The 14723-nt window shown below is 39.7% G+C and carries 16 protein-coding genes; 6 read left to right on the top strand and 10 right to left on the bottom strand.

Translation table 11 applies throughout. From position 1 onward, the window contains the following. Nucleotides 1-297 precede the first annotated feature (297 nt). From FED51_RS17820 to FED51_RS17830, 3 genes are read left to right on the top strand one after another with little or no spacing between them, the layout of a single operon-like run. The gene (locus FED51_RS17820; protein ID WP_053430315.1) at nucleotides 298-1335 is read left to right on the top strand and encodes an FtsX-like permease family protein; all 1038 of its coding nucleotides are present in this window, start codon (nucleotides 298-300) and stop codon (nucleotides 1333-1335) included. Then, nucleotides 1332-2531 (top strand): ABC transporter permease, encoded by a 1200-nt coding sequence (locus tag FED51_RS17825; RefSeq protein WP_053430314.1) that lies wholly within the window; start codon nucleotides 1332-1334, stop codon nucleotides 2529-2531. Before FED51_RS17820 ends, FED51_RS17825 begins: the two co-directional genes overlap by 4 nt. After that, complete coding sequence (locus tag FED51_RS17830) at nucleotides 2528-3214, top strand: ABC transporter ATP-binding protein (RefSeq protein ID WP_010899635.1); 687 nt, start codon at nucleotides 2528-2530, stop codon at nucleotides 3212-3214. The genes FED51_RS17825 and FED51_RS17830 overlap by 4 nt, the downstream gene beginning before the upstream one ends. A gap of 450 nt (nucleotides 3215-3664) precedes the next feature. Here FED51_RS17830 and FED51_RS17835 read toward each other — a convergent pair whose 3' ends face one another. Further along, on the bottom strand, nucleotides 3665-4552 hold the full coding sequence (locus FED51_RS17835; RefSeq protein WP_053430313.1) for an AraC family transcriptional regulator: 888 nt from the start codon (nucleotides 4550-4552) through the stop codon (nucleotides 3665-3667). Between the two features lie 459 nt (nucleotides 4553-5011). On the opposite strand from FED51_RS17835, the gene FED51_RS17840 reads away from it, so the two are divergent. Next, entirely contained in the window at nucleotides 5012-5230 is a 219-nt protein-coding gene (locus FED51_RS17840; protein WP_138090791.1) for a hypothetical protein, read from the top strand. A gap of 9 nt (nucleotides 5231-5239) precedes the next feature. Here the strand turns inward: FED51_RS17840 and FED51_RS17845 are convergent, their stop codons facing one another. The 3 genes from FED51_RS17845 to FED51_RS21635 all read right to left on the bottom strand — a co-directional run bounded on the left by FED51_RS17845 (nucleotide 5240) and on the right by FED51_RS21635 (nucleotide 5867). Further along, nucleotides 5240-5485, bottom strand: coding sequence for a helix-turn-helix domain-containing protein (locus tag FED51_RS17845; RefSeq protein WP_138090794.1), 246 nt, complete (start codon nucleotides 5483-5485; stop codon nucleotides 5240-5242). Next, nucleotides 5482-5643 (bottom strand): hypothetical protein, encoded by a 162-nt coding sequence (locus FED51_RS21225; RefSeq protein ID WP_175414336.1) that lies wholly within the window; start codon nucleotides 5641-5643, stop codon nucleotides 5482-5484. The genes FED51_RS17845 and FED51_RS21225 overlap by 4 nt, the downstream gene beginning before the upstream one ends. Before the next feature lie 89 nt (nucleotides 5644-5732). Then, nucleotides 5733-5867, bottom strand: coding sequence for a hypothetical protein (locus tag FED51_RS21635; protein WP_276403784.1), 135 nt, complete (start codon nucleotides 5865-5867; stop codon nucleotides 5733-5735). 219 nt (nucleotides 5868-6086) lie between these two features. Between FED51_RS21635 and FED51_RS17850 the strand changes: the two genes are divergently transcribed. Then, nucleotides 6087-6623, top strand: a complete 537-nt coding sequence (locus tag FED51_RS17850) for a Panacea domain-containing protein (RefSeq protein WP_138090797.1) — start codon at nucleotides 6087-6089, stop codon at nucleotides 6621-6623. Next, complete coding sequence (locus tag FED51_RS17855; protein WP_138090800.1) at nucleotides 6624-7700, top strand: hypothetical protein; 1077 nt, start codon at nucleotides 6624-6626, stop codon at nucleotides 7698-7700. It begins immediately after the preceding gene. A gap of 25 nt (nucleotides 7701-7725) precedes the next feature. Here FED51_RS17855 and FED51_RS17860 read toward each other — a convergent pair whose 3' ends face one another. From FED51_RS17860 to FED51_RS17885, 6 genes are all read right to left on the bottom strand, one after another. Next, nucleotides 7726-8892 (bottom strand): peptidoglycan-binding protein, encoded by a 1167-nt coding sequence (locus tag FED51_RS17860; protein WP_138090803.1) that lies wholly within the window; start codon nucleotides 8890-8892, stop codon nucleotides 7726-7728. Then, nucleotides 8892-9119: a phage holin gene (locus tag FED51_RS17865; protein ID WP_138090806.1), complete on the bottom strand. Its 228-nt coding sequence runs from the start codon at nucleotides 9117-9119 to the stop codon at nucleotides 8892-8894. The genes FED51_RS17860 and FED51_RS17865 overlap by 1 nt, the downstream gene beginning before the upstream one ends. Then, nucleotides 9116-9400 (bottom strand): hypothetical protein, encoded by a 285-nt coding sequence (locus FED51_RS17870; RefSeq protein WP_138090809.1) that lies wholly within the window; start codon nucleotides 9398-9400, stop codon nucleotides 9116-9118. Before FED51_RS17870 ends, FED51_RS17865 begins: the two co-directional genes overlap by 4 nt. Before the next feature lie 76 nt (nucleotides 9401-9476). Continuing rightward, nucleotides 9477-9740 carry a hypothetical protein gene (locus tag FED51_RS17875; protein ID WP_138090812.1) on the bottom strand — a complete coding sequence of 88 codons (264 nt, stop codon included), beginning with the start codon at nucleotides 9738-9740 and terminating at the stop codon, nucleotides 9477-9479. Further along, nucleotides 9740-10150: a hypothetical protein gene (locus FED51_RS17880; RefSeq protein ID WP_138090815.1), complete on the bottom strand. Its 411-nt coding sequence runs from the start codon at nucleotides 10148-10150 to the stop codon at nucleotides 9740-9742. The genes FED51_RS17875 and FED51_RS17880 overlap by 1 nt, the downstream gene beginning before the upstream one ends. Beyond that, nucleotides 10147-14712, bottom strand: a complete 4566-nt coding sequence (locus FED51_RS17885; RefSeq protein ID WP_175414337.1) for a phage tail spike protein — start codon at nucleotides 14710-14712, stop codon at nucleotides 10147-10149. Before FED51_RS17885 ends, FED51_RS17880 begins: the two co-directional genes overlap by 4 nt. Between the last annotated feature and the right edge of the window lie 11 nt (nucleotides 14713-14723).

The following is a 14723-nucleotide window of genomic DNA, read 5'->3' on the forward strand; positions in this document are numbered from 1 at the left end:
CCGAGTTGGGAAACAGATAATAGTTATGGTATGGAAAAGGGTAAGCACGTGAAACAATCGTATGTCCGTATTACGGAAGGGGATTATGACTCTGGGAGGAAATGGACATCTACAGCCAAGAGTAAAACTGAAAATAAGGAATATAGCAGGTCTATAACTAAAACAAACAACCCGGCTAAAACAATGAAAGCCAATTATGGTTGGCGTTATTTTTAATTTGTAAATTTCTTGCTAAGATTTTAGTATGGTACCTGCTTCAGTTGCAGCAGGTACCGCTATATATTAGGAAGGATAATCATGACATTACTAAAAAAGTCTCTATATATTATTGCTTACTATATCGTTGTTGCTACTTTTTCTTGCCTAGCCTTTTCTTCTTTAATTGATTCGTATGAACAAACAGCAACATTACCTGATGGCTTAAGCCCTGACAGTTTGCGAATTACCATTTACTTAGAAGAAGCCGATAAAGAACTGCTAACAACCGATCAATTCATTGAACAGTTAATGTCTCAAGGTGATCAACCTTTTTTACTGTATAAAGATGTTGATATGGCCTATGGAAAGTTCTTTTATTTACAACAACGTGACCTACCAGTAAGTAAAGTAGATTGGATGCAAGCCTATGAAGATCAACCTGTTGCCGTACTAGACCATGCAATGAAACACAATATAATTGAAAAAGGCGAGAAGAAATACTTCCGTTATAACAATCAAGACTATGAAGTAATCGATCTATTTACACCTAAGAACCACGTCATGGAATTAGAAAGGTCATTTTTCATTTCACTTGATCCAACAACAAATATAGCGGGAGTGTATAACATTGATGGATTATCCCCGAATACTGTCAATCAGGCATTAATGTCATTACAGGAAGAAGTACCGGCGTTATTATTTGAAATCAATCCGCTACAGCCTACAATGAAAGAGCGAATAGAATATGTCCTAGAAGATCAATTCATAGTCATCATCATATTGATTGTCACGATTAGTTTCATTGGGATGAGTACAATTGGAATAACTTCCGCTTGGATTGATTCTAGACGCGATGAAATATTTGCTCGTTACTTGGTTGGTGCACGGTTTAAAGATATACAGTGGTGGCTCCTCAGAGAATACCTGATTGTGCTGACTGGAAGCTTTACTATAGGTGCTATATGCGCTCTTCTGTTGGTCTCAGTTAATGCATTTGACAAAGTAGTCACTGTATTTGATGGACGTGGTCTTATGACATCACTCGCATTTTGCTTAACAATTGGTACATCGACACTTATCATTGCCTCATGGTTCAGTCAAATAAAAAAAGGAATCATTAGAAAGGGAGCATCATGATAGAGAATCAATTTATATTAGCATTAAAAGATTTGTGGCGAAAAAAGTGGCATTCACTCATTTTGTTGATTCAGGTAACACTTGTCCTCGTTTTGATTCATCTATCAGTTCTTTCTTTTCTTGATTTACAGCAAATGAAAGAGGAAGTATCACGATTGTCAAAGGATAAAGAGATTTATGCGCTGATGGATTTGACAAGTAATGACGATATTATGAGGCTTGTAAATGATGATGGCAAAGTTCCAGATATGCGTGCGTTGTATAACTATATTTTTCATAACGAGTCTTTTTCAGCTTTTACTTTATATTCAAATTTCATGTTTTTAGAAAACCCTCATTTACGCGGAATAAAGGGAGTATTCTATAACAATGAGGATGGTTCAAGTGAAGTTGAGTATGTATTGACATCAGAAGAATTTTTCAACTATTTCGAAGTGAATATTGCTGAAGGACGACGATTCAATACAGAAGATTACATCGAAAAAACGGAGGTCACCCCGGTCGTTATTGGTCAACATTTTGCACATATATGGAATGTCGGTGAGACTTTCACTGATGTATTTGACAATGAATATGAAGTGATAGGAATCCTAGAAAAAGGGGCAACATATATCAATATTATGTCCTCTCGAGAAATTTATCGATTGGATTCAATGATTTTATTACCGGTTAATGAAAGTAACTTGCAAAGTGTACCGGACTTTGATGAAATCATCCCAAGTGCGTATATTGTCCCACAAGATGAATCAATGATGAGGGAAATTATTGATTATGCTGCTCAATTGGAAACCTATACGTTGGTATATAAACGTTTAAGTGAACAAGTAAAGCATGTTATTAAAGATAAACAAACATGGATCCAGATGCAATTGTTTCTGTTGTCATTAGTGACATTGTTCACGCTGATTTCATTAATCGTTTCTCTTTTACAATTTATTGATAAAAATCAATATGAATTCGGTGTACATTATCTCACCGGAGCTGAAAATAAGCATGTCATGACGCGAATAATTTTCCATACATTACCTTTTATTATTATTGGTAATATGGCTAGCTTCTTTATAGACACATCCGTGTTGTCAACTTTTATTACACTATTAGCAAGCATACTTTTAGGAACTATAGTAGTGATCATCCCACTTGTAAAAATACAGCGATTGGGACTAAGTACAGTGTTGAGGTGGAAAAACAGATGATTCAGTTAGAAGGGATAACAAAAACATTTAATACGAACGCTGTTTCGTTTCAGGCGCTAAATAATGTGTCGCTATCTATTAAGGAAGGAGAGTTTGTAGCGATCACTGGAACATCTGGTTCTGGCAAAACGACATTGTTAAATATCCTTGGCTGCTTAGATGATCCAACGAGTGGCAAGTATTCGCTAACAGGGGAAGATGTTAGTCAGTATAATAAAACGAAAAAAGCACTACTACGTAATGAAATGATTGGGTTTGTATTACAGGACTTTGCATTGGTAGAACATTATACGGTGAAACAAAATGTAATGTTGCCGTTAATGTATGTGAGAGGAAATAAAAAGAAGAAAGAGCGCCAACAAAAGATAGAAGAATTACTTTCCAAACTTGGGATAGCTCATAAGGAAAAAGAAAGAACAGCCCTGTTGTCTGGTGGACAAAAACAGCGTGTCGCCATTGGTAGAGCATTAATTAATGAACCAAGGTTAATTTTGGCAGATGAACCGACAGGAGCATTGGACCAAAAGACATCAAAAGAAATTATGGAAATATTAAACAAACTACACAAGGAAGGAAAAACAGTGATCATTGTTACTCATGATCCTTTTGTTGCGGATTATTGTGATAGAATCATCCAGTTGGAGGACGGAAAGGTCGTGTCAGATACGTCTAAAGCAGTATAAATTGAGAGTATAGATTCTTTTGTGCAAATGAGAATTGCTCCAAATAAACGAAGAAGGCTTTACGTGGAGATGTGGGCATGCTAGACTTAGCAGACCGTTATGTCGCTAGTAATCATGCCCCCCAAGGCTCCATGTCAAGCAGAAAACCAATCCGTACTAGACCGAAAGCCCCCACGTAAGCCGCTCTTCAAAATAAATGGCTAGCTATAACATCATTCTGGCCAATCTCTTATCAGCATCGGTCAATTTTTAATTTTTCCGTCGTAGCTAAATAAATAATCTTTTAATTCCTCATCTGTCGGATAGGCTATTTTTGCTAAGCTGTCTATGATAACCGTTTTAGATCCTTCTTCTGCATCGCAGGTGGGTAAGTAAAAATAATCGGGTGTTTCTGCAACTGTTGTCAACAATCCGTTAAGTTGAGCCTAATAAGATAATAGCTCTTATTTCTCACCGCTTCGTTTTTTTTACAGGGATGTAGATGTCCATCTCTATGTTCTCTGTTCCATGGCACCTTTCGTCATACAGCTCGAATTCCACTACTCCATTGTGTTCATAATCCGATTGTGGAAACCATTCTGTAAAAATATAATTCCATGTGGACTGAATGGAAGAAGTAAACGATTCCTCATTTGCCTTCGGTGTAGTGAACACTGCATACTCCAGTTCGGGAAAACTTTTATACACCATCCCTTCAGGTGCTTTTGTTCCCTTCTCTACTTCCATTCCGATTACATACACGAACTCACCTGTCTCAGGATTAAACTCCGTGCAAATGCCGAGTTCCACATGTTTGTGTAGCGGATTCGGAATAGTGCAGCCTAATTTATTTTTCAAATAATGCTGCCAAAATTCAGGAATGTCTTTATTGTTTTGACCGTCTGCATTTTTCGTTTTAAGTTCGTATCCAATGATGTGAAAAGCAGGTTTCGTGACAAATTTCGGTTCCATCTTATGACCTCCTAGCCAAAGTTTTTTATCGAGACAGGCTTTTCCACGAAGGGGGCCGGATATTCTTTTTGCGTTTCGGTATTGTCTCGGTGAAACGCCATAGATCTTCTTGAACGCCCGATTAAACGACTCTTGGTATTGAAACCCAACCTCAATTGCAATCGTTATCACCTTTTCATCTGTATAGAATAAGCGTTCTGCTGCACAAGTCAGCCTTCGCTTTCTAATATAATACATCACAGATTCTCCCACTATTGCCTGGAAGACACGATGATAATGAAACGGTGAAAAGCAAGCGATCTTTGCTAATTGCTCCAGAGTCATTTGTTCCTGAAGGTTTTCTTCAATGTAATCAAGCGTTCGTTGGATACAAACCACATAATCCATTCCCCTTCACCTACCCTACATCCACTATAACAGCAAACAAACATTCGGTCTTAACCATTTTTGCTCTATTTTTTCTAAAGCAAAATAGTTATTCTGATCGTTTAAGTGCAAACTAAAACCCCTCATGAGGAAAATGTTGCTCCTTCAGGAGGGGTATGGACAAAAAATAAAGCATAAGTTAACCTCAACGGCAACTTATGCTTTATAGTATGTTCCGTACCATTTTGTTGAATTCGATGGAGACGGTGGGAATCTTGTCACTACATTTTATCTAGACTAACTTTTTAGCGAATATCCTAATTTATAGGCGTTTTTGCAAATCTCCTATAAAGAAAGTTAGTGAATATTTTAAGCAGTTTGTTACCAAAAACGTTACCACAAAAGAGCAGCTAAATGCTGTTCTTTTTTACCTTGAATACGAACAAATATTCGCATAAAATTAAGTTAGAGGTGAGCAATTTGGAGACAGCAAGAGACTTAACAGACGCGGAACGCAAATTGATGATTATTTTATTCCATATGATCAATGCAGGAAAGCCACTTTCCCTTCCAGTTATTAGTCTGCGTACAGGAAGAAGTGAAGAGGAGATCCGTAAGATGGTTGATGATTTATGTGAAAGAGGATGGTTATCGCTTGAAAATGGGCGCTTGAAGGTGATGAGGAGTGTAATAAAATAAAGGCCGCCCCTATTCATCATAAGGGCGGTATTTTTTGCGCAGCTGCTCAAGCTCTTTTTTCTTTTCTTCAATGTCATGCCTTAGAAACAGGCTCCCTCTTGGCAGTTCTTTAACCGGCTTAACTGCTCCGCTTTTTAAGAGCTGCGTCATTCTTCCTTTTGAAATGCCTAATAGAGCAATTGCTTCTTGTGTGGTGAGGACTTCATTCCTGATAAATTCCTCAACCTGCTCTCTGTTTTCTAAAATGTACTTCATTTCTTTTCATCTCTCTTCATACTAAGAATCATAATAATTCTCGCCAAATGAATGAGTACAGTAAGTCCAGCTAATGAAAGGATGATCCAATCCATTACTCCTAAGTCATTGAAATCAACCGCTAAATAAATACACAGCCCTAGCAAAACTAATATCATTACATTAGTGTATCCAAACTGTTTTAGCATAATTTGATGTGGATGTGTTATACTTTATTTAGTAGGGAGGGTTTCCCCTCCCGTGGTGGTTAACGGCGTTTCCTTTGGCGAGGACGCCGTTTTTGCTTTTCCTTGAGTTCTTGCAAGTCCTTCAAGCCCGACGTGATGGCTTTAAAAGCTCCTGCTAAAACCCCGATCAAAGCGATTAACTCTTTCACATCCACTTCATCACCTCCTTGATTATATTATAACAAATCTATAAACTTTTGTATAGTGTTTAAATAAAAAAATAAATTCTTTAATCACATAGGATGTTTAATTGAGCATGACTAAAAGAAAAATCGAGATAATTAAGATTAAATTCAGATAAATTAGTCTAAACAAAACAAATTTCATTTTATATGATATAATATGGTTACTAAAGAAGAAGGGGGTAAAACCGTATGCCAAATAATAAAGCTATCGATGTCGCTAACTACTTTGTCCATTTGGCTTTGCAACAAGGTAGTCCTCTTTCACATTTAAAATTGCAAAAATTACTTTACTTTGCTGAGGCCCATTATTCTCTCATAAGTAATGAACCTCTTTTCGAAGGTTCAATGCAAAAATGGAAACTCGGTCCTGTAGTTCCTGAAGTTTATCACGAGTATAAAACTTTTGGTTCAAGAAATATTACTCACATTCCTACAAAAAGTGAAGTATTATTTGATTTTGAAAAAATGGAGTTTATTAATTCTAAGCCTAATGATGATGACGTGATTGAAAGAATTGATGATAATGATAAACAGATTATTAAAGATGTTTTTGATAAATATAACTCATCCGATCCTTACGATTTAGTTCATAAAACGCATGAGCATACATTATGGAAAAAGGACGAAAATCAAATTTTATCAGGAGTAAGAGATTTAGAATACGATAAAGATGAGATGCGTCATTATTTCCGTGCTAATCCTGAACTATTGATTGAGGTGGATTAAATGAAGGAGCAGGGTCAGCAGGCGTTTCTTGATATATTAAATGACTTAGCTAAAGAAACCCCTCGGGACTCTCTTGACAGGGAGTCCTATCTTTCTCGTTTCAAGGCGCTTTATAGTAAATACCAAAGGCATTATTATGCAGAATTAACCCAACTTGTTTTCTTTGTGTTTCACGAGGAAGATGCTGAAATGTTAGATGAGAATTTACTGTATCTAATTGAGCATGAAAAAGACGACGATCTAAAGAAAAAACTCCACAAGATGCAAGACCATATTCAACTTACAATCAATCAAAAAAGGTACTACGAACAAATCCAAGCAAATGTTATAGATCATTTTAATAAGGAGCGTGTTAGGTTCCACATAAATCAAAAAAAACTGACAGATAAAATAGAATCAACTAACCAAATCGTGAGCCAAACTACAAAGAAATGGGAAGATACAGAAGAAAAACTATCAAACTTCAGTTCAAGGCTCTACGCAGAATTTATCGTGGTGCTTGGGATTTTTACCACTATTATTTTTGCTAGTTTCGGTGGTTTTGAAATTGGTTCTAGTATTTTTAGAAACATAGTGGAGGTTTCTACTGGGAAATTGATGGTTTTCGGAAGCATGTCAATTGGCGCAATGCTTTTATTGCTTTTTCTACTTATAAATAGTATCTCTAAACTGACCGACTTTAATATAAGAAGTTGTGGGTGTTCGACTAATGATAAATGTAACCATAATTCTTTTCAAAAACACCCCCTGGTTGTCATCGGTTTCTTTATACTAACTTACATATTTGTATTAGGAATTACCCAATATTTCTTCGACTATGAAAAAGAACTTAAGGCAGTTTTTAATTTTAATTTTTCCTTAAGTTCATTAAGTCTTGCCCTTATGTGTGCTTTCCTTTTTATTTTTGGTTACTTCCTATGGGTAATATTCAAATTCAACTATAACTACAACCGAAATGAGATACGAGGTTTCTGGGAGTTCTTTAAATATTTTAACCCAATGTATTCTGGACAAGAAAAGTTTGATAAGGGTCAATTTCATACTTCAGAAAAAGTAAAAACTCCTCTCTCCGATTAATTAGATTTTCGGAGAGGAGTTTTTGTTATCCCAATAGCGCTCCCCAAGTTTGAGGACCCGCAATCCCATCCACGCTTAAACGTCTAGCCCGTTGAAACGACCGAACAGCCGCGGTAGTCATAGCTCCGAAAACCCCGTCAAATGGTCCTGGATTAAACCCTCTAATATAGAGAATGGCTTGCAGCACGCGGGTAAGATTACCACGGGTCCCTGCTTGTAAATTGATGAGTGCAGCCCGTGTTCGCGGTCCAGGAATACCATCTATCTTTAATCCTCGGCCAAACTGTTTATTGAGCTCGGTTTGCAGCACCTTAACTAATCCTCTCATCGTTTGCGGTCCCGCGATCCCGTCAACCGCAATGCTGAATCCATAGCTGTTTACAAACTGTTGGATATTACGTACATATGGGTCACTACTTGGTTTAGCCTTAGAAGCACCAGATTGGGGTTGTTTGTGTTCGTTGTTTGACTTACTAGCTTTTGTATTAAAATTGATGACTTGGCCAACTTTAAGTTTAGTTGGATCAACTCCAGGGTTGGCTTTAATCAAACCTTCCACTGTTACTCCAGTTGCGCTATTTTTATGGGCGATGCTCCAGAATGTATCTCCTTCTTGAATCGTGTACGTTGAAAGTACAGTGGCTGGAGGTTTTGTGTTGGTTTGATCAGACGGCGACTGTGCCTTAAATGCCTTTTTATAATCAAATGTGCAACACTGTTTCCAAGCGTATCCCGGAAATTCGTGGTGTGATTTGTCACTACTTCCGATCTTGTCGGCTACTAACGCCGAGTGTAAATCTGCAATTGACGCTAAGGTCGGTTGATCTAGCTGTTCAGTTCGATAGTCGCCTGCAACACAAATACCTAATGCAAATGAGTTGCTGTTACCAACATGATAAGTACGACGATCAATGTCATGGCAATATACAATTCTTGCCCGCTTACCGTTTGGTGTATTTACTATATTTTGTGGTTCGATCACAAACGTATAGCCAATACCAGGCCATCCTAAAGACCCCACATGATAATTTGCAAATCCGGCAGCGGTCGAACCTGCAGAATGTTTTTTAGTCAAAGAATGATGCCAAGCACGAACAGTGATAGGCTGTGTACGTTTTGAATAATTCCCCTTTTTTCTTAATCGGTTCCGTTGATCGGATAACTGTGAAAGTTTCTCGAATCTATATCCCATTACTCGATCTTCCCTTTCTTTAGACCAGCTTCCTCTAAAACTTTCTTTTGTTCATGCCCTTTTTTGCTGATATAGTTGTTTTTCCATGCAGCGTAAACTGCTAGAGCGGCAACCACAAAACTAGTAACCGCCTCTGTTAAATCCCCCGGCACATTAACCCCGAAATACGCCAATAGTGCAGCAATCAAACCAAAAAACCGTGCAATGCTTCCTGTATCGAACATCATTTTTTACCCTCTCCTTTTAATTGGTCAATTCGCCGATGTGCGGACTTTGTTGATTCTTCAACCCTTGTTACCCGCTCTGAAATCTCTGACATCCTCATTTCATTAGCCTTTAGATCAATCCTAATGCTCTCAACACCTTGACCAATTGCATCAAGTTTTGTACGCACGACAGCCGATTCTGTAGCATCTGACTTAACATCTTTTGTGCGGTTAAACTGATAAGCCAAATAACTTATCACCAAACCACCGATAGCAACTAAAACGCCAAATTCGATAGACAAAACATCACCTACTTTTCAACAAAATTAAATGAGCCAACCATCACAGTCGGCTCATTTCAAACAAAATAAAAAAGCCTTACTCGGCTCCTTCCTCTGGCTCTTCTGTATTTTCATCATCCTGACTTTCGAGACGTGCAATGATCTTTTGTCTAACTACCTCTTGCAGGTCAGTTTCGGACGAGCAAGCAAAAAACTCTTCCTTTGTTACATCAGGTGTAAATCCACTTAAATTGATTTCTCCTTTTGCATCCAACCCTCGAAACTCAACTCTTACGTTTCCATTATCCAAAAACCGAGTGCCACTAACTCTGATTTCTAATTTTTCGATAAGTCCCACCATTACTCGGCTCCTCTCTCAAAAGCTTCGACTAGGACAAAATGAGCTTCTGCATCTTTTTCGGATAGTTCTTTGTTATAGTCGTTCACGATTTCTTCCAACGTTTTGAGGGCACTTTCTAAATTCTTGTCATTGATAACGAAATCTTCGTTATACAGTTCCTCCTGCTGTTTTTTAAACTCTCTGGCATCGTTCTTAAATTTGAGTTTTTCATTTTCATATATAAATTCGCCCTTTTCATCTGTTTCAACGTATTCCTTTAAAAGCTCCACCTCCTCTTCTCCAAGCTTTTTGTTTTGTTCTTCCAAAACCTTAACAATACGCATACGGTGAACGGATTTTTTGCCTTTTAGGGATAGCTTTCGCAAAAACTCTGACACGTCTTTTAGATGTTTGTTTGGAATTTTGATCATGCTATCTTCTCCTTTAATTGTTTTATTTCAACTCGTAATAGCTGGTTCTCAACTTTGAGCCAATTCACTTCATTTTCTAGTTTTGTATCTAGCTCTTGCACGGCTTTTATTGTAGGCGCGATAAGCTGTTCATACTGGACACCGTACATGCCGTCTTCGCCCCTGCTTATAATGCTGTACTCTTCTAGCTCTAAATCCTCATCTTCGAGTGTTTGTATAAGCTGTTGAGCTACAACCCCAAACTGTAATAGATTTTTTGATTGATCAGCAGGTGAATGCTTTAATCTAAATCGTTTTGTCTCCACACTACGAATAAAACTTAAACCAAGCGGGTTATTCGTTATATCTTCTTTTAACCTTTCGTCCGACCGAACATCCGGGCTGTTTCTGAGATAAATGTTACGTATCCTGTGATTATCTGCACTACCGCCGATCTGATAGTTATACGATCCACCATTTAACCCCCTAAACGTAATGTCGCTACCACCTCCACTGTAATTAGTTTCGATTAACCAGCCGCTTAGCCCGTTAAAATAGTTTCTTATGTTGAACGCTTGGGCTCCACGAATCTCATCACAAAAGAATCGATTAAACCTGCCGTTTTGGCTGCCTAGCTCATAATTGTGAGTAGAACCATTGATTAGAGTGATAGTTGGCGTGCCGAACCAATCAAACACAAGCCCCTTATCATATGCCATATCTCGAATCCTGAACCTATTACCCACAACAGAGTTGGACGAGTTGTTATTGCTAATACGGTAAGCGGTGTTTGTAATAAATCCGGTGAAACTATCATGTAAGCTATCTAGCGACCCCCCTGGTGTTGTACCTAGATACGCAAAAGGGACATCTCCACCTAAAGCCGACCCTATACCTAACCCGGCGGTCCGATAAAAGTTGTTAGGTCCGAGTTGGCTGAAAGAGATCGTGTTACCGACGTTAGTGAAAACTATTTTAGCTCCATTACCTAGTGTAAAATCTGCATTTGTCATGCTCAGATTTCCTGTGTTTAAGTTAAACGTTGTTGTGTTATTATTCGACCTTAAAATACCCGCCGTCACAGTACCCAAGTTAGCTGAGATTGCTGATAGACTGGCAGCATTAATTTTGTCAGCGTTGACACTTGCAATCTTGGCAGATGTGACAGCCAGATCCTCAATCTGTGCTGTCCCAATAACAGCTGTATCTAGTTTGGCTCTTGTAATAGCAGCGTTGTCAATGTGTGCGGTTTTGATGATCCCACTGTCGATCAGTGTTAATCCGTCAAGGTGGATCAAGCTCCCCTTAATGCGAATGCCCTCTTGCGACAAGTTAATAGCTGATACAATGCCATCCACATCAACTTTGAGGTTTATTTCGTCCGCTAATACCACCAATTCCGCCTCGGCTTGTGTCATGCGGCCAGCTAAGGAGTTTACTTCCGTTTTCGTCGCCCTAAGCGCAATCTGTTGCGCGTTTTGATCGATGAGCGTTTCAGCGCGGGTAATACGAGCTTCTGCATCTTCGGGAGCGGGGGACCAGTCTGAAGCATGATTTCCCTTTTCGAGTTGAGCCCGCCAAATAACAAACTCAATTTCGTCTTCTTCTTGGTTCGGCATCGTGCTGTACTGCGCCTGAATCCAATGCGATGCGGTTTCGTGGAAACGCCACGTCCCCGTGTGCACGACACGCTTCATTTCACCCGGTGCTATTGTTTCCGAGCCTACTCCATTCAAGCCATTTATGTTTATTCTCATTGGATTTGAGCCTACATTCCAAATCCATTGTGAAAAGGTGTATGTCTCGCCGGATACACCGCCATCAATCCGTCCGGTCGCTTTGACAACTTGCGAAGTAGACGGCACTCCCCAAAGACGCATACGTACAGCGTTAGACGCTCCCCATTCCTCGACTTTAACGCCAGTTGTGATGTCGCTACTTACACCTGCGCGGATGGCTATCCATCCATTTCCCTCACTGTTTCGGATGTAGTTACGCCCACCGATCTCTAAGTTATCTAAGTCCGATCTCAACGACAATACTTGTGACTGTATCCCGTTTACACCTATGGTTAACTGACTTAGATCGTACGCAACGTTGGTAATCTCGCCTTCAATCGCGTCTACTTGTGTTTTCTCCGCCTTTAGGCTAATAGCATGAGCATTTTGATCAATGCGCGTTTCTGCTTTCACTAACCGATCAATGGTGTCTTCTGGGGCTGGTGTCCAGTCTGTAGCTTTATTCCCCTTTTCCAATTTCCATCCACTTATGATGACTCTACCGTTTTTTCCTAGAGCAAAAGCTATTTGTTCCATCCCTGAATAATCTTCACGAACCGTCCCTGTGCTCTCAAAGTAATGCCAAGTGTCATAATCATAATCTACCAATCTTACTGGAACATTAATCAGGTCATGGAATGTGCCTGAACTACCTGCTTGATACTTTCGAACAAATATGGAACTATTCGTAGAGTCAAAAGTTACCGATGAGTCAATATAAAACCAACCTGAGAGTGTATATGTTTCTCCAGCAAGTAAAACTAAATTGCTAGTGTTGGTTTGTCTTAAAAAACGTCGATCATTCCCATCATAATTTCGTCTTTCGTTAACCGCCCCTTTTAATCCTATATACCCATCAGTAATGGGAATATTAATGTTTCCAGTGACACTCCAATGGTCTGTTCCCTCTTCAAACCCGCTATTTCTTAGAAGATTCCGTCCGCCGATCTCCAACCCGTCAAAACTTGACTGCAATGACGACACTCGCGTTGATATACTATCCACATTTACATTAATCTGCGCGATGTTGCTATTTATCAGATCAATATCGTAATCGATAAACGAAAATTTACCGTTAACGTAGTCTAGCCCCGCTTTTTCAGCAAGCTCTGCGTTAATTTGCTCCTCTACCGCCCTTATTTCCGTATCGGTGTACCGGCGTGCTTCTTGCTCTAATAGATCACGGGCATGTTGAGAAATGTTTTCAAACCTTACCCCTTCTACGCCGATAATGTCACTGATACGGTTTAATTCTCTTAACCTCTCCGCAAGGTCGGGACCAAATAAAATGTCATCGCTAATGACGCGGTGAGTGGATGCGGATACTTGATCCGACCAATCGGATGGGCGGCCGTGATAGTTAACAGCTCTCACTCGGTAATACCACACCTGATCCCGCTCAACCCAATGGGCAAAGGCAGATACTTTTCCTCTCCACAACAAGTGCTGGCTGTCCGGCACAAAATCCTTAACTTGCGAACCGTAAACCTCGTAATTATCAATGTAAAGCTCATCCGCGTAATCCCAATACAATTGGATCGCTTCAAAGCCGCCTTCTGCTCGTAAGTTGGCTGGCTTTGATGGCTTAATATCAGGAAACCTGCCTCTTGTAATCGTGCCACCACTGTCCCACTTTCCTTGATTGCGATTGATCGTCTCTATCACCCGATCAAGGCGATCATCATCAAGGTTAAGGAGCTGTCCCATCTCAACGACCATCGTACCCTCTACGTCTAGCAGATCGTACTCAACGGCGACCACACGAGCCTGTATTTCTATTGGTCTGGCAAACTGCCGATCGATGGCACGGGCTGTGTCGCCTAAGCTCACTTTTTGATCAAACAAGTCTACTGACAGCCTATAGTTAACTTCTGGCTTTTGAGCCGTTTCTAACTGCTCCCATGTAGCCCTTAGCAACTCGGCAGGATCTTCGATGTCTTGGTTCTGCCAAATACCATAACGGTGTAACCTTTTACCATTTTGTAAATAACCGTACTGTTTGAGTGCGTTTGGATCCCCCACCCAGCGCTGGCCTTTAGGCTTGTCAACAGGATCGCCATTTGCTTTACTCCACACAACATCAGCAAAATCAATATAACGAGTGTATCCACCTGTGTGCTCGCCCTCGTCATCCTCAATAGGCAAAGATGCGCCACGTCCATACAAAGCTGTGACAGGGTATGACAAGACCGTGCGACCAATCTCAGTCGTGTTATGGTCGATCTCAAATCTCTTGCCATGATCGGCACCTAAGCGTTGTTTGATCCTGATTTGTCGTGACGTAATATTGTTTTGGCTATCGAATGTGACTACATCCTTAAAATCGCCGCCCCAAACCTGCAATATGTTCCAGATGCCTTCAATTGAGCTGATATAGTAAAAGTTTGTGGTAGCTGTGCTTAGTTCAACTTCTACCGTTCCTGTCCATCTGGTGCCTTCAAGGGCAGCATCTATCGCTTCTTGTGCTTGCTTATCTACAAACCTACGATCAACAATAATATGATCATTGAGCTCCATGCAGGCAGGCTCACAAGTTGCTGTTGTGACAGGGCCGTCGATGTTGTCCTGATCGTCAATTTCTTTGATTCTAAAAAGTCTCAAGTCGCCCTCCGTATCACGAAAGACGACCTGATTTTCTTCAACAATATATTTTGCTTTAGGGATATCAGCTTCGACTGAAAAGACAAAAGGTGTGTCAGGAATATGGTTCAGTTCTTCGCGAAACTGGGTACTGAGTAGCCCTGTTTCTTCATTAATGATGGTTAATAATTTATCATCTTGATCAAAAATATATAACTCTGCCACGGACTTCCTCC

This window comes from Halalkalibacterium halodurans, from assembly GCF_005671335.1.
GTDB lineage: Bacteria > Bacillota > Bacilli > Bacillales > Bacillaceae_D > Halalkalibacterium > Halalkalibacterium halodurans.